The sequence below is a fragment of the Bacillus sp. S/N-304-OC-R1 genome, assembly GCF_019749375.1.
In the GTDB taxonomy this organism is placed as follows: Bacteria; Bacillota; Bacilli; order Bacillales; family Cytobacillaceae; genus Cytobacillus.
Map to the genome: position 1 here is coordinate 46,792 of NZ_JACWFE010000016.1, position 22,583 is coordinate 69,374.

The following is a 22,583-nucleotide window of genomic DNA, read 5'->3' on the forward strand; positions in this document are numbered from 1 at the left end:
AATTACATTTTGCATAAAAAATAATTTCAAGATAGAAAATCTAGTCTAAATCTAGTAAGATATCCACATGTGACATTAAATAAGGGGATAAAAAAATGAGCGTATTAAACGTAAAAAATTTAAGTCATGGTTTCGGTGATCGTGCAATTTTTAATGATGTGTCTTTCCGACTTTTAAAAGGAGAGCACGTTGGACTAGTAGGGGCAAATGGTGAAGGTAAGTCTACTTTCATGAATATTGTTACAGGGAAGTTGCAGCCCGACGAAGGGAAAGTGGAGTGGTCACGAAAAGTACGTGTTGGTTATCTAGATCAGCATGCTGTACTTCAAAAAGGTACTACTATGCGTGAAGCTTTAAGTACTGCTTTTCAATATCTATTTGATGCTGAGTCAGAGATCAATGAACTCTATGCAAAAATGGGTGATGAAGGTGCTGATATCGATGCATTGCTTGCTGAAGTTGGAGAGCTACAAGAAACTTTAGATAGTAATGATTTCTATCAAATTAATTCAAAAGTTGAGGAAGTTGCTCGTGGTCTAGGGTTAGACGATGTTGGACTCGATCGAGATGTAGATGATCTTAGCGGTGGTCAGCGTACAAAAGTGTTGCTAGCTAAGCTACTGCTAGAAAAGCCTGAAATCCTATTACTAGACGAGCCTACGAACTATTTGGATGAACAGCATATCGAATGGTTGAAGCGTTACTTACAGGAATATGAGAATGCATTTATATTGATTTCACATGATATTCCATTCTTAAACAAAGTTGTTAATTTAATTTATCACATGGAAAACCAAGAATTGAATCGCTATGTTGGTGACTATGATAAATTCTTACAAATTTACGAAATGAAGAAGCAACAGCTAGAGTCTGCATACAAGCGTCAACAACAAGAAATTGCTGATTTGAAAGATTTCGTTGCTCGAAACAAAGCTAGTGTGGCGACTCGCAATATGGCGATGTCTCGTCAAAAGAAGCTCGACAAAATGGAAGTTATTGAATTGGGAAAAGAGAAGCCGAAGCCAGAGTTTAACTTCAAAGAAGCTCGTGCATCTAGTCGTTGGATTTTCGAGGCTGAAGAGCTTGTTATTGGTTACAATGAACCACTTTCTCGCCCTTTGAATTTGAAAATGGAACGCGGACAAAAAATTGCATTTGTTGGTGCAAACGGTATTGGTAAATCTACTCTTTTAAAAAGTATCCTTGGTTTGATTAATCCGATTTCGGGTAAAGTGGAACGTGGTGAGTATCAATACATCGGTTACTTCGAACAGGAAGTTAAACAGTCCAACTACAACACTTGTATTGAAGAGATCTGGAGCGAGTTCCCAAGTATGAATCAGGCTGAAGTCCGTGCTGCTCTTGCAAAATGCGGATTAACAACGAAACATATTGAAAGTAAAATCGAAGTTCTTTCAGGTGGCGAAAAAGCCAAAGTTCGTTTGTGTAAAATTATTAACACAGAGACGAATTTATTAATTTTAGACGAACCTACCAACCACTTGGATGTAGACGCAAAAGAAGAATTGAAGCGTGCTTTAAAGGCATATCGCGGAAGTATCTTGATGGTATCCCACGAGCCTGATTTCTATCGTGAAATTGCAACCGATATTTGGAATTGTGAGGATTGGACTACAAAAGTGTTTTAATTAAAGATTAAGGGTACCCCAGTAAAATTTTACTGGGGTACCCTTAATAAAGCCGTTATTGATGGCTTAATAGCATTGTAACAAACACACGCCATTGCTATCCCTTTAGATTAAGACGAAGGAGCTGCTTTGTTAGTACCTCAGTCTGGTTTTTATTATTTTTTAATTCATGCAGGATAGCAAAATCTGGATTTTTTTCATACAGTTTGAGAATCATTGCTTTTATGCTTGCAGGTTCCAAGGTTCCATCCCCCAATGGTAGATGTGAGTCATAGGAAGAAAGTACAATGTCTACCCCGTAATTTTCCTGCTTGTCCCAACTGTCAAGTTTAATAATCTCATCATAATAACGGCCTGTTAGCTTACCATTTCGGAAGAATTCCTTCGTTTTCAACGCACAATCCGAAAGATGTAGACAACCAATACGTTTAACCAGTTCCGAATCAAAAATATTATGCTCCAACCACTTTACAGCTAACACCTTGGGCTCGTTTCCATACATCTGTTGCATTTCAACCATTTGAACACTAATTTCACTGTCAGGCAGAAAGAACTGAGCACTTTTTTTCTGCTCATCATAACCTAATGCATGGAGCAGATGGTTAATATCCCATCCAATTTTCACCTTCTGAAACGGATCATAAAGCTGGCTGTACATTAATTTATAATCCTCCACGGTCTGCAAACCATGCTCTAAACCCCACCCAGCGTTTTCCACTTCAATTGATGGTGAATCCTCAGTGAGTTGATTCCGATCCATTAAATAATTTAAGAACTGCTGGATCATGTAGATCATCGCCTGACGAATGTTCGCTTTCGAGATTGTATACTCCCATTTTCCATCGATTGGGGCGTAATCTATCAAATGAAAAATATAAGATTGTGCTTTTAACTCGGTAGCAATCTCGTATTCCTGCGCCCATCTTTTAAACATGTAATGACCCGTCAGATCACCATAATAATCAACGACTTTCTCACAGCTTCCAAATCGATCTACCAGTTCATTAAAATTATTTTTTGTAAGAAAACTAGTTGGATATGCCCAATAAGAGCAATGAATCCTTTTTACGTTTAAAATACTAAGTTTATGAATGATCCATTCTTTATGATTATACAAATCTTGATCTCTGGGAAGCACATCATCCATAAAAACCTCCATTCCATCGAGCCCAAACTCTTCACAGAATTCATCCATCTTTTTAGATTTAATTTCAGCAAAAAGCTCATCTTTATACGTTGAGTATTGCATTAACATACCATCCCTTCTTATCAATATCAGCCGTACCACCTATTCAGATGATTCAATTAATTAGTCCCTGATAAATGGCAGAAACCATCCAATTATTTGAATGGTTCCTGCTACTAATATTGATTCCTATTAGTTTATAAAAATATATTTAATTCATCAATCTCAAAACCACTCTCTTCCAGGAAGTCCAGTATCTCTTGAACAGTCGCAACTCCCCCACGAGCCCCCATAATTGTTACTGCACGAGCAGCAGCAGCATTTGCAAAACTTGCTATCAATCGTAAATCATTACATTTATTAAGTCCGTATATAAAGGAACTGCAAAAGGTATCACCTGCACCAGTGACATCAACAATATCTACAGAAATCCCTTTGACCTGAATTTGTTGCTCTTTTGAATAAACAAGACATCCTTCCTCAGCTAAAGTTATTACCACAATTTCAGTTCCATAATTTAATAATACCGATACTGCTTCTTCAATAGACATATCTTTTCTATAGCTATCAATTCCAACCTGATTGAAAAAGACGATATCCGATTCATGGAGGAATATTTCATCTCCCTCTTCAAGAAGAGCAACATCTAGGTCATAAACTATTTTCGTACCAGATGCTCTAATCTTTTTTATAATATCAATTGCATCCATATCACCGCATCGTAACGGTTTTATTTCTAAGATTGTAGAGTATACATACTTAGCGTTACACATGGCATCAATGATTTCTGGAGTAATTTCAAATTTATTTATTCCTAAAGTTGGGATAAATAAGGTGTGTTCGTTTTCAGCTAGAATGACAATGCATTTCGAATCGGGTAGGCTATCATCGTATAAAATATAATTCGTGTTAATTCCTTGTTTTCGTAAATCTTCACAAAGCAGCTGCGTAATATTTCCACTATTGAGAAGGGAGAGAAAATAGACAGATTCGTTAAATCTAGCATATACACAGGCTGCATTAGCCATACTTCCACCCATTTGCGGTTCTAAAGTTTGAACAAGGACCTTCTCCCTTATATTTGGCCATTTTGGTGCTTGATAATATTCGTCAAGAGCGACGTCCCCTATAAAAAAAGAATAGTCTTGTTTCATTACTAAACCTCCATGAAGTACCCTTCAAATTATGTTATTACGTATTTAATTCAATAGGGCCGCCGATTATATCGACCCATTCTGTTGGTTCACCCTCATATTCCTCTGCTAACCAATAGTAACGTACAGATGTATTAATGCCATGACAGGCATCATGCCATATTCCCTTATTTAATACGATTACTTCCCCAGGCTGTATAATCACAGCTTCTATATTTGAAGCAAGCGGTTGCTTAGCTTCCCCACTATTTGCAATGGCAATAACAATCGGGTCAGTTAAACAAAAAAGAGCTTCCTGAGTATGCAAATGCCTTTCCATCTTACTAACTTTACATGGCAATGGCGACCCATGAGTAATTCCTAGACTGCCTTCACTACTAATAATTGGGGCCTTTGTTCGAATGTCGGACCAGCCATCTCCTTGTGAGCTCCACAAATTGTCTGATGGATTATTCATATCGTAATATGTACCATACTTTGAAAAATCTATTTTTGAAACAGGTACTGCTTTTATATTCATCCACATCCACCTCTTTAGTTTCACTTAAAATAGTAAGCTGCTGTGGCTACCTGATCGTTACCTAGTCACTTGTACTTTTGGGTGACCCTGGCCATTTTATTAATTAGATTCTTTGCTATTGCTTAATCCCTTAATTTAAATACCTCTTCCATAAAATGTTTCACATGATCAACACATACATCACCGGTATCCTTATAGCTGTCCTTCAAATAGCTGCCAACTATCGCACCATTTGCAATGGAAAGTTGGGAACAGCAATTTTCTGCAGTTAAGCCAGCACCAACAATCAACGGAAAATCATTACCTATTAATGTTCTAAACGCTCTAATTTTCTCTAAATCTGTTTCCATGCCAGTACCCTCGCCAGTCACGACAATTCCATCGCACCTGCTCATCGCAATTGTTAAATCTTCCTCTAAAGACCTTCCGGATAGGTAGGGCTGATACTTAAACCTCACTCCTCCGAGCACAATTGCATTTGTTTGTGACCGCATTTGATTCATGAATTCATGAAACTTTTTGTCTTCTTCCACATTCAAATGTCCGGCTACGGAATCAATCTGAATGAACTTTGCGTCATATTTCATTGCAAGTTCAAATGCCTTTTTATCATCATCGAGTACATTTATCCCGTATATTATATTTTTTCTTTCTTTATAAATATACTTTAGTACTTCCTCCATATCTTCTGTGGATCCAAAATAGTTTTCGATTATCACCGCATCAATATCATTCTCTAATAATAAATCTATTTCATGTTTAGCAATTTTCAGTTTCTCTTCTCTACTGTCACCCTTAAGATGAATCATTGCTAGTACAGGCTTACACGTTTTGAACAAATCATTAAACGTTTTATTTTGATAAACCATTTTTTCACCCCTTTTTAAGTTGAATAATAGATATGGAGATATTCCCCTAAAAAACAATCAATGATTTATTACTTTTGCTAGAAAATCCTTTGCCCTGTCTGAATCTGGTGCTGTAAAAAACTTTTCAGGAGATGCAGTTTCTACAATTTTTCCATCAGCCATAAAAACAATTTTATTGCATATCTCTCTAGCAAACCCCATTTCGTGTGTAACAACCACCATTGTCATACCAGTTGAAGCTAGCTTTCGAATTGAATCCAAAACCTCTTTAATCATTTCCGGATCTAATGCAGATGTGGGCTCGTCAAAAAGCATGATTTTTGGCTCCATTGCTAGTGCTCGTGCAATCGCCACCCTTTGCTGCTGTCCCCCCGATAGTTGTCCTGGATATTCATTATACTTTTCCTCTAATCCTAAGGATGCGAGGAGTTCTTTCCCCCTTGTTTCGGCTTCTTGAGAGGCTATCTTTTTTACATGTATAGGGGCATAGGTTACATTTTGCAATGCGGTTAAATGAGGATAAAGGTTAAACGATTGAAACACAAAGCCAATATTCGTTCTTAACTGGTTTATATTTGTTTCTTTAGCATGAACCGAGACTCCATTTACAAGAATTTCACCTTCTTGAATCGTTTCCAGGGAATTTAATGAACGAATTAATGTACTTTTCCCTGCACCACTTGGACCAATTAATGCATATATCTGTGATTCTGGAATTTCTAGATTAATATTGTCCAGCACTTTCTTATTACCATAACTTTTAGATACTGATCTAATTGATATCAATCAGAGATCACCTCATATTCTAAATAATATTTCCCAAATGGTTTCATGGAAGTTTTTCTACAAAAACGATAGGCAACGAATTCCTAAGTAAAGGCAAGGGTTACTTAACCCTCGCCATTTTAGTCGGCGACCTTATACTTTCTTTCAAAGAATCTGATTATTTGAGAAAGCAAGAACGTCATTAGGAAATAGATCACAGCGATAAAAGTCCAAACCTCCAATGAACGTAATGAGGTTGTAACAATATTTCTTCCTAATAATGTAAGATCCATTACTCCAATAACTGAAACTAACGAAGAATCCTTAATCAATATAATAAATTGGGAAGCCATTGGCGGTAAAATTTTCCGAAAAGCCTGAGGTAAAATAATCAGACGCATCGCCTGAATATATGTCATACCTGAAGAACGCGCAGCTTCCATTTGTCCTCGTGGAACAGCCTGGATTCCAGCTCGAACTATTTCTGCAATAAATGCAGCCCCATATAGCCCTAGCCCTAATATGGCTGACATATATGATCCCAATCTCAAGGCTGATCCAAGGACAAAGTAAATCCATAATAATAAGACAAGTAATGGAACTCCACGGAACACTTCAACATAGATTGAAGTTAGTAAAGAAATGAATTTATTGCGAGAAATACGACCTAACCCTATAATTATCCCAATTGGAATACTCAAAATAAGCGCAAATGCTGATATTTTTAAACTTAGAAATGCTCCTTTGACAAATATGTCTAAGTTATCAAAAACCACACTCCAGTCAACGATATACCCCATATACTTGCCTCCTGATTATCTTTTCGATTGAATCTAATTTTTTACTGTTGAACATCGTCAATCCAATCAAAAGACTCAAACCATTTTTCTCTTGAGGCCAATTCATCCGCACTACCAAGGTATTCGTAAAGGAAAGAGTTCAGCCATTGAACAATTTGAAGATCGCCGTGTGGAACCATCACACCAAGGTTTTCTTTGCTTGCAAGTTCATAAATCCCTCTAACACTGCCATTCTCCATTTTTTCAGTCATTCTTACAAGCGGTTCATCAAAAATAACCGCATCAATATCCCCTTTTTTCATGGCCATTACAGCCTCTGTGTATTCATCAAAATCAACAACAGTTGCATTTTTAAACCCATCCTTTGCATATAGAGAACCGGTAGTTCCCTGTTGGGCACCAATCTTTTTCCCCCCTTTATCAAGATCACTATAGGATTTGGATGTTGTATCACTAGAAGGCACTAATAAAACCTGTCCTGTTGCATAATAAGGACTGCTGAAACTAACTGCTTTTGCCCTATCACCACGGATAGTGGTAGCAGCGATAACCATATCAATTTCGCCTGTCTGTAGAGCTGGGATTAATGCCTCGAATTTGTATTGTTTAAACTCTACTTCTACCCCCAAAGACTTAGCAATTGCTCGTCCTAAATCCATATCATAGCCTAAGAAATTCCCCTTTTTATCTAGCATTTCAAATGAGAAATATCCTGGTGCTGTTCCAACCACCAGTTTCTTTTCCTTTTGCACCTTTTGTAGGATCGAAGGGACAGATTCTCCTGCACTTGTTGCTTGTTTACAAGCACCTAGAACCACTACTAATGCAAAAATTAATGCAATGCTCAGTATTTTCTTTGCCATTTTTTTACTTCCTCCCTTAATAATATAATTATATTTTTTCTAATCTATTAATCTGCCGCAAAGAAAAAAAATGGCAGGATCTTCTTCAATAAATTTTTATTGTTGATTCTCGTTTGATTAATGACACGTCTAATTCATAAATACTGTCTTCCTCAAGCAAACCGTTGATTTTATTAATTAATATTTTTGCAGCTTTCTCCCCCATCTTATAGATCGGCTGAGCGACTGTTGTCAGTTCCGGCTGTGTAATTTCAGTTAAATAGATACCATCAAATCCGCACACGGCCACATCTTCTGGAACTTTCTTTCCCATTTGATGAAGTGCTTTTAATACGCCAACCGCCATCAAATCATTCCCCGCAAAAATACCATCTACGTCTGGGTGTTTTTCCAAAAGCATTTTTGTAGCCTCAATTCCCCCGTTAATCGTAAATTGTCCAGGAACAAGTAATGTAGGAGAATACCAAGAAAATGAATGTACTATCTCCTCATACCCGTCAAGTCGATTTCTTGCAGTTTGGTCATCTAACGGTCCGTATATATGGGCAATTTTTCCACATCCGATTTCTAACAAATGATGAACCGCCATACGGGCTCCTTCGCGGTTTTTAGCCCGAACAATACTGCATGAATCTGTAGATGAGGAGTAATCTAAAACGACTATTGAAATATTATCTTTTTTCATTTTTTCAAAATCCTCTTGTCTCAATGTGTTAGAGGCAAAAACAATCCCATCAATGTATTTCTTACGAAGGACTTCTATATACGACTGCTCTTTAGAAACAAGTCCATCAGAGTTACAAAGAATAACTGTAAATCCATTCGACTGAGCAACATCTTCTACAGCCCTAACGATATCCGAAAAGAATGGATTAGATATATTTGGGAGCACCAATGCTATCGTCTGTGTTTTTTTGCTTGCGAGCCCCTGTGCTACTTGATTTGGCTCATAATTTAATTGTTCCATCGCTTTTCTTACTCTCTTTTGAGTTTCAGGATTAACAGTGCTAATTTGATTGATTACTCGTGAAACCGTTGCGACTGAAACCCCTGATAGTTTTGCTACATCTCTAATAGTTACTGCCACTTTACTTAATCACCGCCATACAACATTTTATTATGCTTTGTAATCGGTTTAATGCTATATTTAAAAACCCTTAATTAATAATGGTTAATCCCATTGTAACCGGTTACTTTAATGAAATTTTATATTTTTTATAATTATTTGTCAAATACATTTTTTGAATATTTTCAATTATTCTTGGTAAATATCGAAATTAACTAAACCTGCCCCAAATTACATTAAAATAATCCCCCCTAAACCTCACGTACTTTGTATTGAGGAGAAGTTGTTTAGGACGTAAGCCGAATGCGCTATCAAGAACATCTCCTTCGAAGATAAGTTCAATAACCGTACTGATTGCCATTTGTGCGACCCTGTCTATTATTGTGTATATCCCAAAGCCTTTGTTTTGTTTCTTCATATAAGCTAAAGTTTTTGTTGTGACATATAAAAAGCACCTCCTTAAATTAATAGGTTTATCATACTAGGGGGTGCTACTCGTTTTATATGCGATGCTTGAATATGTGCTTACATTTCACCCAATCGTTTAAATAATTTATTTAGCTTGTAAAAATATGCATTTCGTCACTCGTTTCGGGACTAAACCTTCATTTTCCAGCTTGATAAAATCAGCTAGTTTTCCTTCTTCTTATATCCAGGAATTAATTTCCATAAATACAACAGAAGGATCAGTCGTGATTCAGATGAACCATATGGCACATTTCGTGAATGATACAAACTATTGTCACTGTGACTCCCGAAAAATAGTGTTTCACAAATACACAAAAAGCCCAACCCCATTAATAGGATTGAGCTTTGATATTGATCATAGACTATTTTAGTACTAACTGCGATATGCACTCAACATGTGCCGTCTGCGGAAACATATCCACCGGCTGAATCATCTCCACTTTATAACTGCCACTCAAAACATCAATGTCTTTGGCAAGCGTTGATGGATTACAAGACACATAAATAACCTTCTTCGGCTTTACCTTTAAAATGGTTTTTAGTAGCTGTTCATCAAGTCCAGTTCGAGGAGGATCCACAATAATTACATCTGGCTTCCATCCTTCTTTCACCCATTTTGGCAGCAACACCTCTGCTTTTCCTGCAACGTATTTAGCATGCTTGATTCCATGACGGGCTGCGTTTTTCTTAGCATCTTCAATGGATTCTGGAATAATATCCATTCCACGAATTTCCGCAGCTTGATCAGCTATCCATAAGCCAATGGTTCCTACCCCACAATAGGCATCCACAACTTTTTCATTTCCTGTTAATCCTGCCGCTTTTTTTGCCTCATTATAAAGCTTGACGGTTTGCTCAGGATTTAGCTGAAAAAACGTCCGGGCAGACAATTCAAAAGAAAGATCGCCAAGCGTTTCTTGGATGAAGTCATTCCCTTCTAAGTTGACTGTTTCTTCTCCAAATATTAAGGATGTTTTTTGTCCGTTTACATTTTGAATGATAGATTTTACTTCTGGCAGTCGCTTTTTTATTTCCTCAATAATTAGCTCTTTCTTTGGCAGTTCTTTTTTCGTAGTGATTAAGACAATTTGCAGCTCTCCTGTTTGGATACCGACTCTTGAGACAATCGTTCGGACTAGTCCCTTTCGATTCTTTTCATTATATATAGGAATCTTCAAATCCTGCAGAATTTTTTTCACAGTTACAGTTGCTTTGTTCGTTTGCGGGTGCTGAACTGCGCAATGTTCAATGTTGATGAGACGGTGAGAGTTCATTCCATATAGGCCAGCCAGAACCTTTCCATCTCGGAACCCAACTTGGAATTGGCTTTTATTTCGATAACTCCAAGGGTCCTCCATTCCAATCGTTTCTCTAATAACTAATTGCGCAGGATTCAACTTTGTGTGTCTTTCTAGTGCTTGAATAACGATATCCCGTTTTTCTTTCAGCTGCTGGGCATATTGCAGATGCTGAAGCTGACAGCCTCCACATTCTTCGTATATCGGACATGGCGGCTGAACTCGAAATTCCGATTTTTTACGGATTTTTTTGATTTTTGCTTCAGCGAATTTTGGATTCACCTTTGTAGCTTCGACGACTACCTCTTCCCCAGGCAAGGCTCCTGGTACAAAGACTACCTGTTTTTTAAAATAGCCGACACCTTCGCCATTGATTCCAAGCCTTTTTATAGTCAGCGGGAAGGTTTGATTAAGTTTAAGTTTAGTTGTTTGTTCTTGTTTCATGGTGCTTGATCACTCCAAATTATTCGATGCTTCTCCATAAATAAAGGGAAGCATAGCTTAAGTAAGGTTTCCAATCTTTTGAGTATGATTCCATATCCTCGAAAGCCGGTTTTGCTTCTAATTGATATAATTTTTTCAATGCATTTTGAATGCCGATATCTGCCATCGGAAAAAGATTCGGTCGTCCTAACCCAAACATGAGGAAATTTTGAACGGTCCATGGTCCAACTCCACGCAACTTTATTAGTTGTTTAAAAATCTCTTCGTCCGACTGAGTTTTTAGTCGTTCAAAGTTTAAGTTTCCAGCTGTTACTTCTTTGGCAATACCAATGACATATTCGGCTTTTCGTCCACTAAATTGGAGCTCTCGAAGATCTTCAACTGTCAGCTCTGCTACTTTTTCTGGCAGCGGATAAAACCAAACTCCTTCTTTTTCAAATCCATAAGTTTTCACAAACCGCTCTGTTAACGTATGAGCAAATGACATATTCAACTGCTGATGGATAATGCACTTTAAGATGCAATTATATGGGGAAAAATCAAGAACAATTGGTGTGCCATAGTGCTTTTCAAAGATTGGCTTTAAATCGGTATCCTTAAAATGATCGCTGATTGTTTCTAAAGGAACATGCCATTGAAAAATGTCGGCCAGTTTTTGGTCTGCTTTTTCCTTATATTTCCCCTCTGTTCCTTCAATAATAAATTCAGGTGCAAGTGTTGTTCCAACTGCTTTTACTCCAGCGACAATTGGTTCATCCTCAATCAGAAGTGGTACTTTTACCGATCGATTAGCAATGTCCACTTGATTAAGCGGATCAATGGAAAGCCTGTCCAGAACAAGATCAAAATTGTATGGCCCTTTTATTTGTATTGTTTCCAAGAATGCTCCGTCCTTTAACCATTTTTCCGTCATTATAGCATTATTTCGGCTATCTTTCCTAAATAGAACGTAAAGAAACCCGAATTTCTTAAGCAATTCGGGTAATTTTTAAAATTATAGTACATTTTCATTATTATAACGGTGATTTTCAGCATTTATCGGTGATTTTTTCATGATATCGCGACTTTCCATTCTTTTATCAGCGACTTTTTCATTTTATCGGCGACTTTCACTCATATATCCGCCAGTTTTTGATTATATCCGCTACTTCCAACTATATTTCCGCCAGATTTCCATTATATCCGCCAGTCCCTCTCAATAAAGCATTCTCTCCTCAAACGCATGACTCATCATCAAGTCATCCAAACTTTTAAACGTATATCCCCGTTTTTTTAAATCCTGAATTGCTTTTTCCAATGCATCGGCATTATCCTTGGAAACGGTATGCAGAAGCAGAATTGCACCTGGATGAATTTGCTTCATAATATTGTCATAGGCGTATTGCCAACCCTTTTGCTGATCCACGTCCCAGTCTTTGAAGGCTAATGACCAAAAGACGTGGGTATAGCCATGCTGATTGGCCACTTGAATTGTTCGTTCACTAAATATTCCACGAGGCGGACGCAGATAAGCCATGTGCTTGATCCCAGTTAACTTTTCTGTTCCTTCACGAACCATTTCTAATTCTCGTGCAATTTTTTCATTGCTAATCGTTGTCATATCGGGATGATGCCAGGAGTGATTGCCGATAATATGTCCTTCCTTTGCCATCCGCACAACAAGATCTGGTGCTGTTTTGATATAATGTCCTGTTATAAAAAATGCTGCTGGGACCTTTTCTTTTTTCAGTACGTCTAAAATTTTCGCTGTATAGCCGTTTTCATACCCATTATCGAAGGTTAAATATATTTCCTTTTTGGTTGTGTCCCCCTTATAATACGCGCCTAATCTTGCAAGCATCTCATCTAAAGCCTTGCCTGCCTCGGCAGGCTGTTCATTAGAGCCTTTGTTAAATCCCCAATGAATCGGCGAATTCGCGTAGTTTGCATGAGCTGATGATGAAAAAGTAAACAATAGTACACTTAGGATGATCAGATGCTTTAATCGTTTCATCTGCACTCCTCCTCTATTTTTTCTTATTGTTTGTGCTGCTCAGCTAAAACATTCGCAAACTACTTTGTCAAAAAACGCCATTTAAAAAAAGCTCCAGCCATCAAAATGGCTAGAGCTTCGCTTCATTAAAATACACGTTCTTTAAATTGAGCTAATTTTTCTAAAGAGGATTTATCTACATCAGCATGTAAGCTGTTTCCATGTGAATCCATTGTTACTACTGCAGTAAAGCCTTCTACACGTAAGTGCCACATTGCTTCTGGAATACCGAATTCCATTAGGTCAACGCCTTCTACTTCTTTAATACAGTCAGCATAATACTGAGCTGCACCGCCGATTGCGTTTAAGTACACGCCGCCATGTTCCTCTAGAGCTGCCAATGTTTTTGGACCCATTCCGCCTTTACCGATTACAGCGCGAATGCCAAATTTCTTCATGATATCGCCTTGGTATGGCTCCTCACGAGCACTTGTTGTTGGGCCAGCAGCTTTTACATGCCACTTTCCTTCAGCATCTTTTAGCATAACAGGACCGCAGTGGTAAATAACCTGGCCATTTAGATCTACAGGAGCGTCATGTGACATTAAATGATGGTGGATCGCGTCACGGCCAGTGAAAATTCTGCCGTTGATTTGTACAACGTCACCAACTTTTAAGCTGCGAATTTGTTCTTCTGTAATTGGCGCTTGTAGAGTGATCACATTTGCTTGTGTTTCAGAAGCAGCTGCTGTTTCTTTTTCCGCTTCAGTTTCTGCAAATTCGATGTTTTCACCTTCTTGGTACATCCATTCATTAATTTCACCAGTTTCAGGGTTTACTGCAACACCTAAACGGCGGAATGCCCAGCAGTTATACGCAACAGATACGAAGAAGCTTGCAGGAATACGGTTCATGACACCAACTTTACAGCCTAAAAGAGTTGTCTCTCCCCCGAAGCCCATTGTTCCGATTCCAAGCTTGTTGGCATTTTCCATCACGTATTCTTCTAACTTACGAAGATCTTCGTTTGGATTTACATCGTCGTTTGAACGGAATAATTGCTCTTTCGCAAGGTCGTAGCCTGAAGAACGGTCTCCACCGATTCCAACGCCGATGAAGCCAGCACTGCAGCCTTGTCCTTGTGCTTGATATACGGAGTGCATAATACATTTACGGATACCATCAAGGTCACGACCTGCACGGCCTAGTCCTTCAAGCTCACAAGGTAAGCTGTATTGAATGTTTTTATTTTCACAGCCGCCGCCTTTTAAGATAAGACGCGCATCAATATAATCTTTTTCCCATTGTTCAAATTTGATAACAGGAACTCCAGCTCCAAGGTTATCCCCGCTGTTTTCCCCAGTTAGCGAGTCAACCGCATTTGGACGAAGCTTACCATCCTTTGTTGCTTGAGCAATCGCATTCTTGATTGCTTCTTTCATCACAAGCTGGTTTGCTCCAACTGGTGTTTTAATTTTGAAGGTTGGAAGACCAGTATCCTGACAAATTGGTGAAACGTTATCATCAGCCATTTTAATATTATTCGTAATGGTCGCTAAACTCATGGCTGATCTCGTTCCAGCACTTTCTCTTTCCTTAGCAGCCTTAATTGCACGGCGTACATCTCTTGGAAGCTTTGTTGATGTTTCAACAATTAGCTGATACATGCTTTCTTGAAACTTTTCGATATTCATCCTCGTTCCCCTTCCCCTTTTTAGCGTATATCTATTTTGTCATTAAAATGATTATAATTGCCGTCTATATTATACTCCTATCCCGGATGTATTTAAAGATAAAGGTTTGTATACTATAAAAGGGAAACTTAACCATCGCGTGAATACCAAGATTTTCTGAAAAAGACAGCATGGTTTTAGTTCTTTTTTACAGTGAGAGTTAATGAGGGGGGCTGGTATTAATTCGAAGAGACTGTCATCTGTCTTATGACGGACAACTCGACTCGCATTTTTACCCAAAGTGACCGTCATCCAACTTATGACGGACAGTTTGACTCGAATTTTTCCCCAAAGTGACCGTCATCCGCTTTATGACGGACAGCTCGACTCGTATTCTTACCCAAGTGACCGTCATCCAACTTATGACGGACAGTTTGAATCGAATTTTTCCCCCAAGTGACCGTCATCCGCCTTATGACGGACAGCTCGACTCGTATTCTTACCCAAGTGACCGTCATCCAACTTATGACGGACAGTTTGACTCGAATTTTTCCCCCGAGTGACCGTCATCCGCCTTATGACGGACAACTCGACTCAAATTTTATATAAAATGTGATCATTTAAGCTGAATATCTTTAAAATCGCCAAATTAAAAAGAGCCTACTGGCTCTTTTTAGTCACGATTATTAAATTCACGGCATTTTGATTCAATGTCGTCAATTATTTGAATTAAGCGATCGATATCATCAATATCTGCATCTTCTGGTTCAATTGCATCGAGTAAATCCATAAACATATTTAATCGCTGTTTTAGAAAATCAACTTGGTTGTTTTTATCTTGAATTGGACTGCCCAAAAACGTTCTCTCCTTTCAGTTACGTTATCATCCTACCGAAAAATTCCTCTTTTCGCAAATTGTTTTTTTGTTATAGTATGTCCAATTTGCAAACTTTTGAGCAGGGCCAAAAGGAGCTCTTAGCGTTTATATTCCACATATAGCTCCTCATCACGTTCCTCCATTCGAAAACCTCTCCAGCCTTCAGCAAGTTTCGATTGCTGGGCCACTGTATCCTCCATTGGAATATACAAACTCTCTTTCCATTCTGGTTCACCAGTTTCCGCTAAATCCATAACAAAAATATACCGTAAGCTGCCGCCATATTTCTCTTTCAACGCAGCAATTCTCATACCTTGGGAAAACTTATCCTTTAAGCTTGGGATATTGAACGGCGCAACGGTACAGCAAACATATCGAAAGCCATGATCACTCTTCAATAATTCCTTCATAATCAGTGATGCGAGTGTTTTCTGCAGCTGGTTTCCGCGGTATTCAGGAAGCACATTAGAAATTTCCTGGTAAATGACCTTTGGCAGCTCAGATTCTGCTAGCCCAATATCGATTCCTAGATGCTCTTCATCAATGATTGGTACTAATAAGGCTCGAAAGGCAATAAGCCGTTCATTTGAAAACGCACCAATCATCATGCCCTTACCTTCTAGAATAAATTGAAATTCTTCCACCGTGAGAGGCTGCAATGTTTTCTGCCCATCCAGATGTGCCACAACCTGATCTTGAACCTTTAAGATGCTCGGCAAATCCTCCATCGTTAAATGCTGAACAACAAATGGCTGAACTTTTCCATTTTTAAACAGTGTTCCTTCGAATATATACTTCATCCGGCACCTCTCCTTAGCGAACAACCTCATGTAAAACGGTTAATTCATTTAATACTTCTTCATTTATATCTACACCTAATCCCGCTTTTTCTGTTAAGCGGATAAATGGAACGTCATAATGTAAGTTGCCAACATCCTTTGAGAATTTCAATGGACCAGTCAATTCAACACTCGTAATTACTTTTTTAGAAAAAGCGACATGGAAGCCTGCTGCGGATCCAACTGACGATTCAACCATTGATCCGATTTGGCACTCAATGCCTGCAAGCTCTGCCTGATGGGCAAGCTTCACCGCAGGATAAATGCCGCCGCACTTCATCAATTTAATATTTACTTTATGTGCAGCACGTTTTTGGATGATCTCAAGCATTTCTCGCTGTCCTTTTAAGCCTTCATCGATCATGAGCGGAATCGTCGTTTTCTGATTAATTTCCACCATCCCGTCAATATCATCCGCTATTACAGGCTGTTCTACCCAATCCAAATTGCAATCACGCAATTGATTTAATGCAACAAGTGTATTGGCACTGTTTCTCCAGCCTTGATTTACATCAACGCGAATAGCAATATCGTCTCCAACCTTTTCACGAACTGCTACAATGCGGTGAACATCTTTTCTTACGTCTGTACCAACCTTCATTTTAAAAGAACGATACCCTTGTTCAAGCATAGCAGCCGCTTCATTGGCCATCAGTTCAGGCTCTGCAATGCTTAATACATGAGTAATTGGGAACTCATTATGATAACGGCCGCCAATTAATTGGTATACAGGCTGCCCCATCTTTTTCCCCATAATATCGAAGCAAGCAATATCAATTGCCGCTTTTGCTGTTGGTGCACCATAAATGGACTTGTTCATGATGTCATGAATTTTCTCAATCTCCATCGGATTTTGGCCGATTAGAACAGGAGCTAAAGTATGTTTAATAATTTGATAAGCGCTTTGTAATGATTCCCCTGTTACATGTTCATCTGCGACACCTTCTCCGTAGCCAACAATTCCTTCATCTGTTTCGATTTTGACAATGACAGAAGGCATATCATTGTATGTATGATAGCTGACAACAAAAGGCACATGAAGCGGTAAATGAATAGCGTGTAGATGGATAGCTGTAATTTTCATAATTATTTCCCCTTTTTAGTTTAAAGTTTCTTCAAAATTTGATATAGTTGTCGTTAAATAGTCGGTTAATAAAAAAAATAAAAATCCCCCTATTGAGGTGAAAAATGCAAATTAGAATTGCGGTAATAAGTTCTGCCGAGTTCTTCGAAAGAATTCAATCTGTTTCTGACCAAGTTCCTAATATTGAATTAGAAAGCTATATTTACCAAAAACCACAAGAGGCATCTGAGCTCATTAAGCAGATTAAGCCTTGTGATGTTGTTTTCCTGTCCGGTACATTGCCATATCTATTTTCGAAAAAACATCATGAACAGTTGCCAATCCCAGTTGTTTATATGGCTCAAGATGAAATGACGGTAGCATCTTCCCTTCTCGCTGCATTATATCATAAGAAAATTACACTAGATCGAATTTCAATTGATTTATTTGATTCTTCTATTGTATCGAATGTGTTGGATGCAGTTGATATTGACACGAGCCCCATCCATATTATTAACTATGATGCCATTATACAAAAAGAACCATATGATTTCGAACAACTTGTCTCCTTCCATCTTTCATTATGGAAGCAAGGTGAAATTGACTTAGCGATTACGAGTGTTCACTTAGTTTATGATCAGCTTGTTCAAAAAGGCGTTCCAACTCTTCGAATGGCAGATCCAAAAACGGCACTTATTCGTGGTCTTCAGGATGCCAAAGCAAAAGCAGAATATGTGAAAAGTCAAGCCTCACAGGTGGCAGTAGGATATTTATCCTTTAGCACTGTCCTTGATGAAGACCAAATGAAAAAAGTTCAAGCCTTTGCACATGAAATGTATGCTACAGTTCAGCAGCTTAATGATCATCAATTTATTCTCTATAGCACACGAGGTGACATTGAGACATTAAAACCAAGTGTACTTGATGACTTACTCTCCAAATCACAAAAAATAGCTGCAGGTTTTGGCTATGGCACCACAATGAAGGACGCTGATAAAAATGCGTTAATTGCATTGAGCTTTGCTGAAAAAAATCCAGATGACATTTGCTGCTATATTTTAACAGAGGTCAAGGATTTACTCGGTCCTTTTCCACAAACCCATAATCAGCAAAAGCTTGTCAATGATCATCCTGATTTATATCTCATTGCTCAAAAGGCCAAATTAAGCCCTGCAAATCTTTCAAAAATTATCGACTTTGCAAAAGACAACCAAATGAATCACTTCACTTCAGCTGATTTAGCAGATTATCTTCAAGTAACCAGACGGTCAGCAGAAAGGATTATCAAAAAGCTTTCAGACCACGGCTATATTCATATTGTCGGCGAGGAAATGACCTACCAGCAAGGAAGGCCACGCTCCTTATATCAACTTAATATCCCGATTTATTTTTAAGAAAAAAGGAAAGTTCAGTGATGAACCTTCCTTTTTCTTGCCCCATTATCCCTTCACAACTAGCTCATCTTTCTTCTTAAGCTCAAGCTTTTCAGCATCTGTCAACTTCACAATCGAGAATCCAGTAAAGGCAAAAATAATAGATAGAATTGGAACAACAAAGTTTAATACTGCATAAGGAGCATATTCAAATGTATGAACACCGAGTGTTCCAAGAATGAATACACCACAAGTATTCCAAGGAACAAACACAGAAGTTAATGTTCCGCCATCTTCCAATGCACGTGATAAGTTCTTGGAATGCAGCCCTTTTTCACGATAAGCCTTTGCAAACATGCGTGATGGGATAACGATTGAAATATATTGCTCTGAGCAAGAAGCATTTGTTGCAAAACATGAAAGGACTGTTGAAGCTACCAAGCTCTTTGCGGTTTTAGCAAGCTTTAAGATTTGGTTTACAATCGCTTCAAGCATGCCTGTGTTTTCTAAGATTCCTCCAAATGTCATCGCCACAATCGTCATGGAAACGGTATACATCATCGAATCTAAACCACCGCGGTTGAACAGATTGTCTACCATTTCATTGCCTGTTTCAATTACGAATCCACTTTGTAATGCAGCAACTGCATCTGCCACATTGCCGCCTTGTACAAAAATTTGAGCTAAGAAACCAAGTAAAATACCAATAATAAGAGCCGGAATTGCTGGTACCTTTTTAGCAACAAGCACAATAACGAGAACAGGAATTATTAATAGGAACGGTGAAATCACAAAGCTGTCTTGCAGAACCTGAATTGTTTGATCAATGCTTTGAGTGTCCATTGCACCGCCTGCAAATTTTCTTCCCATAATGGCGTACGTTGTTAAGGCAATAACGATACCAGGGATCGTTGTGTAAAACATATGCTTAATATGAACAAATAAATCCGTATCTGTTAATCCTGCTGCTAAGTTCGTTGTATCTGAAAGCGGTGACATTTTATCGCCAAAGTATGCGCCAGAAATGATCGCACCTGCAATCATTGGAGCAGGAATTCCCATACTTAAACCAATTCCCATACCTGCAACTCCAATTGTGCCCATTGTAGACCAGGAGCTTCCGATTGCGAGTGATACAATACAGCAAATAACACAGATCGCCACAAGGAATAGAGACGGTGTAATAATTTTTAATCCGTAATAAATCATCGTCGCAACGATTCCGCCGCCAATCCAAGCACCAATCGTTAATCCAACTAGCATAATAATAACTACTGCAGGCAATGCCAAGCGGATCCCCTTATACATCGCTTCTTCAATATCATTCCACTTATACCCTGCACGCCATGCTACAATGGCAGCAACTGATGTCCCTACAATTAGCGGAATATGCGGCCCCTCTTCAAGGATAATTACTGTTACTGCCATAACTGCAATCATCACCGCAAGCGGGATAATCGCAAGCCCAAAAGTCATCTCCTTTTTTTGCATCGTACATTTCCCCTTTGTTGTATTTTTCAAACAAAACCTGTTTTTCGACTTTTTATAATTGTCGTTAAATAGTCGCTAATAGGGTTATAATAAACTGTCTAAACGATTCCGTCAATTTATTTTTTTCAAAAAAAATAATTATTCATTCAAAATTTGCGATTATCTTTAATGTAAAGACTCTTTATTCTAAAATGAGAAAGGAATTAATTTTAAAGGAGAGCACAATGATTTCTGATATTTTGCAGGTAATACCTGAAAAAGACCAATGGGAGGCTTATCGGGATATTGAAGAATTCGGAAAGCTTACCCTATCTAACATTGAATTTACGACAACCGTACTTTGCAATATGCGCTGTGAGCACTGTGCAGTTGGCTATAAGCTGAAGCCAAAGGATCCGGATGGATTGCCAATTGATTTATTGCTGAAGAGACTTGAGGAGGTTCCGCACTTAAGGGCATTGAGCATAACAGGCGGAGAACCGATGCTATCAAAAAAGTCCGTTGAAGAATATGTCGCTCCTTTGCTTCGGTATGCACATAACCGTGGTATTAAGACTCAGATAAATTCAAATCTAACACTTGAATTGTCTCAATACGAAGCCATTATCCCTTTCTTAAACGTTCTGCATATTTCACACAATTGGGGAACAGTGAAAGAATTTGTTGAGGGCGGCTTTGCGATGATGGAGCGAAAGCCAACTTATGAGCAAAGGGAAAAGCTCTTTACAAGAATGATTGACAATAGCCGGGAGCTTGTGAAAGCTGGTGTCATTGTTTCAGCTGAAACGATGCTGAATAAACGAACTCTGCCATATTTAGAAAAAATACATAAACAAATCGTTGAAGAAATGAAATGTCAGCGACATGAAATTCATCCTATGTACCCATCAGATTTTGCTTCCAATTTAGAAACTTTATCCTTGGAAGAGATTCGCGAAGCCATACATCATCTGTTGGACATTCGTGATGAAAATACTTGGATGCTATTTGGAACATTGCCATTTTATCCATGCAGTTCCAATGAAAAGGATTTAGAATTGCTGAAACGATTATATTCCGCTAAAAATGTGACGGTTCGTAATGACCCGGATGGCCGCTCCCGCTTAAATATTAATATTTTTACAGGAGATGTTATTGTGACGGATTTCGGGGATACACCGGCACTTGGAAACGTGCAAACTGACCGTCTTCCAGATATTTTTAAAAAGTGGCTAGGGTCTTGCTTAGCACAGTCTTTAAATTGCCATTGTCCAGCAGTCCGTTGCCTTGGACCGAATGTACTTGTTAAGAATAGTTATTATCAGGATATTGATTTTACTGGATTAAAAACAAAACTAACTCAAGCTTAAGACGCTGAGTTAGTTTTTGTTTATTTTACCTAGGCCGTTCTGAAGCAAAGAATCCAAATGACACATGATCTTGAAGTGGAATCCATGCACCTACTCCTTGTGAAGTTACATTTTTAATAATGATCATTTTTTTATTTCCTTTAAGCATTAAATAAACTTCACCATAAGTAACCTTCCCTTTTTCATTAACGGCTGGTGCGTATGCATAAAGGTAGCCTAATCGTCTCGGAGGAATATTGTATTTATTATCCTTTTTCGTGCCTGCTCCAACGATCGTCTCAAACGCAAGCGGAAGTCCTGATTTTTGCATTGCCTTTAAAAGCATCATTTTTTTGACATCTTCTGTATTTGGCACCTTGGCTGTGAGGCCGCCTCTAACTATTTTCTGTGCTTCTTGCACATAGTGAATTTGATATGGTGCATTTCCGCCACGGTTGTCAAAATAATTCGTGTTGATTCTTTGATATTCCCAGTTCGGTGATGTTTCGGTTGACTCGTAATTTAATGGCCACTGCCCCAAGTAGATAATCGCCCTATATCCAAAAGCAAATGGGGTGCTGTTCACAGTCGTTTCATTTAACATCCGAATTAAATCCGGGTTTTCAATTTTGACTTTAGACGTTTCAAGCAGACTTTGAGTTAATTCACTTGGCTGCAGTGTCGGCATATCTTGAGTCGGATTCGGATATGTGTTTTCCTTTGTAATGGTTAACACAGAATTAGGCACATTAATCAATTTCTTTGCTTCAACCGCTTTTTTCTCATCTGTTTGGGCTAAAGCATCATGCTGGAAAGATAGCAAAAATATTATAGCTGTAAGGAAGATGGATATGTACTTTTTCATGTTGCGAACTCCTTTCAAAA

At 38.4% G+C, this 22,583-nt stretch carries 20 protein-coding genes; 3 read left to right on the plus strand and 17 right to left on the minus strand.

Annotated features, from left to right (window positions below):
- The first annotated feature begins 95 nt into the window (after nt 1-95).
- On the plus strand, nt 96-1,649 hold the full coding sequence (locus tag H0173_RS13515) for an ABC-F family ATP-binding cassette domain-containing protein (protein ID WP_221847048.1): 1,554 nt from the start codon (nt 96-98) through the stop codon (nt 1,647-1,649).
- Nucleotides 1,650-1,746: 97 nt separating this feature from the next.
- Here H0173_RS13515 and H0173_RS13520 read toward each other — a convergent pair whose 3' ends face one another.
- From H0173_RS13520 to H0173_RS13590, 15 genes are all read right to left on the minus strand, one after another.
- Entirely contained in the window at nt 1,747-2,904 is a 1,158-nt protein-coding gene (locus H0173_RS13520) for a hypothetical protein (RefSeq protein ID WP_221847049.1), read from the minus strand.
- A gap of 128 nt (nt 2,905-3,032) precedes the next feature.
- Entirely contained in the window at nt 3,033-3,989 is a 957-nt protein-coding gene (locus H0173_RS13525) for a carbohydrate kinase family protein (RefSeq protein ID WP_221847050.1), read from the minus strand.
- Nucleotides 3,990-4,026: 37 nt separating this feature from the next.
- Nucleotides 4,027-4,509, minus strand: coding sequence for an ureidoglycolate lyase (locus H0173_RS13530; protein WP_221847051.1), 483 nt, complete (start codon nt 4,507-4,509; stop codon nt 4,027-4,029).
- A gap of 122 nt (nt 4,510-4,631) precedes the next feature.
- Nucleotides 4,632-5,378 (minus strand): BtpA/SgcQ family protein, encoded by a 747-nt coding sequence (locus H0173_RS13535; protein ID WP_221847052.1) that lies wholly within the window; start codon nt 5,376-5,378, stop codon nt 4,632-4,634.
- Between the two features lie 57 nt (nt 5,379-5,435).
- A complete protein-coding gene (locus H0173_RS13540; protein ID WP_221847053.1) occupies nt 5,436-6,164 on the minus strand; it encodes an amino acid ABC transporter ATP-binding protein in 729 nt (242 codons plus the stop codon).
- Nucleotides 6,165-6,283: 119 nt separating this feature from the next.
- Nucleotides 6,284-6,943, minus strand: a complete 660-nt coding sequence (locus H0173_RS13545) for an amino acid ABC transporter permease (RefSeq protein ID WP_221847054.1) — start codon at nt 6,941-6,943, stop codon at nt 6,284-6,286.
- Between the two features lie 41 nt (nt 6,944-6,984).
- Complete coding sequence (locus H0173_RS13550) at nt 6,985-7,806, minus strand: transporter substrate-binding domain-containing protein (protein ID WP_221847055.1); 822 nt, start codon at nt 7,804-7,806, stop codon at nt 6,985-6,987.
- An 85-nt stretch (nt 7,807-7,891) separates the two neighbouring features.
- Nucleotides 7,892-8,893, minus strand: a complete 1,002-nt coding sequence (locus tag H0173_RS13555; RefSeq protein ID WP_221847056.1) for a LacI family DNA-binding transcriptional regulator — start codon at nt 8,891-8,893, stop codon at nt 7,892-7,894.
- A gap of 809 nt (nt 8,894-9,702) precedes the next feature.
- Nucleotides 9,703-11,082, minus strand: a complete 1,380-nt coding sequence (gene rlmD, locus H0173_RS13560) for a 23S rRNA (uracil(1939)-C(5))-methyltransferase RlmD (protein ID WP_221847057.1) — start codon at nt 11,080-11,082, stop codon at nt 9,703-9,705.
- A 19-nt stretch (nt 11,083-11,101) separates the two neighbouring features.
- A complete protein-coding gene (locus H0173_RS13565; RefSeq protein ID WP_221847058.1) occupies nt 11,102-11,995 on the minus strand; it encodes a DNA-3-methyladenine glycosylase family protein in 894 nt (297 codons plus the stop codon).
- A gap of 282 nt (nt 11,996-12,277) precedes the next feature.
- Nucleotides 12,278-13,075: a delta-lactam-biosynthetic de-N-acetylase gene (pdaA, locus tag H0173_RS13570; protein ID WP_221847059.1), complete on the minus strand. Its 798-nt coding sequence runs from the start codon at nt 13,073-13,075 to the stop codon at nt 12,278-12,280.
- A 125-nt stretch (nt 13,076-13,200) separates the two neighbouring features.
- Entirely contained in the window at nt 13,201-14,748 is a 1,548-nt protein-coding gene (locus tag H0173_RS13575; protein WP_260631177.1) for a fumarate hydratase, read from the minus strand.
- A 652-nt stretch (nt 14,749-15,400) separates the two neighbouring features.
- Nucleotides 15,401-15,583, minus strand: coding sequence for an SE1561 family protein (locus H0173_RS13580; RefSeq protein WP_221847060.1), 183 nt, complete (start codon nt 15,581-15,583; stop codon nt 15,401-15,403).
- Between the two features lie 119 nt (nt 15,584-15,702).
- Nucleotides 15,703-16,404 carry a GNAT family N-acetyltransferase gene (locus H0173_RS13585; RefSeq protein ID WP_221847061.1) on the minus strand — a complete coding sequence of 234 codons (702 nt, stop codon included), beginning with the start codon at nt 16,402-16,404 and terminating at the stop codon, nt 15,703-15,705.
- A 13-nt stretch (nt 16,405-16,417) separates the two neighbouring features.
- Nucleotides 16,418-17,527 (minus strand): mandelate racemase/muconate lactonizing enzyme family protein, encoded by a 1,110-nt coding sequence (locus H0173_RS13590; protein ID WP_221847062.1) that lies wholly within the window; start codon nt 17,525-17,527, stop codon nt 16,418-16,420.
- Nucleotides 17,528-17,631: 104 nt separating this feature from the next.
- Between H0173_RS13590 and H0173_RS13595 the strand changes: the two genes are divergently transcribed.
- Nucleotides 17,632-18,900 (plus strand): helix-turn-helix domain-containing protein, encoded by a 1,269-nt coding sequence (locus H0173_RS13595; protein ID WP_221847063.1) that lies wholly within the window; start codon nt 17,632-17,634, stop codon nt 18,898-18,900.
- Between the two features lie 45 nt (nt 18,901-18,945).
- Here H0173_RS13595 and nhaC read toward each other — a convergent pair whose 3' ends face one another.
- Entirely contained in the window at nt 18,946-20,370 is a 1,425-nt protein-coding gene (gene nhaC, locus H0173_RS13600) for a Na+/H+ antiporter NhaC (protein ID WP_221847064.1), read from the minus strand.
- Between the two features lie 224 nt (nt 20,371-20,594).
- On the opposite strand from nhaC, the gene yfkAB reads away from it, so the two are divergent.
- Nucleotides 20,595-21,719: a radical SAM/CxCxxxxC motif protein YfkAB gene (gene yfkAB / locus H0173_RS13605; RefSeq protein ID WP_221847065.1), complete on the plus strand. Its 1,125-nt coding sequence runs from the start codon at nt 20,595-20,597 to the stop codon at nt 21,717-21,719.
- A 25-nt stretch (nt 21,720-21,744) separates the two neighbouring features.
- On the opposite strand, the gene H0173_RS13610 is transcribed toward yfkAB, so the two are convergent.
- Nucleotides 21,745-22,563: a YfkD famly protein gene (locus H0173_RS13610; protein WP_221847066.1), complete on the minus strand. Its 819-nt coding sequence runs from the start codon at nt 22,561-22,563 to the stop codon at nt 21,745-21,747.
- Nucleotides 22,564-22,583 lie beyond the last annotated feature (20 nt).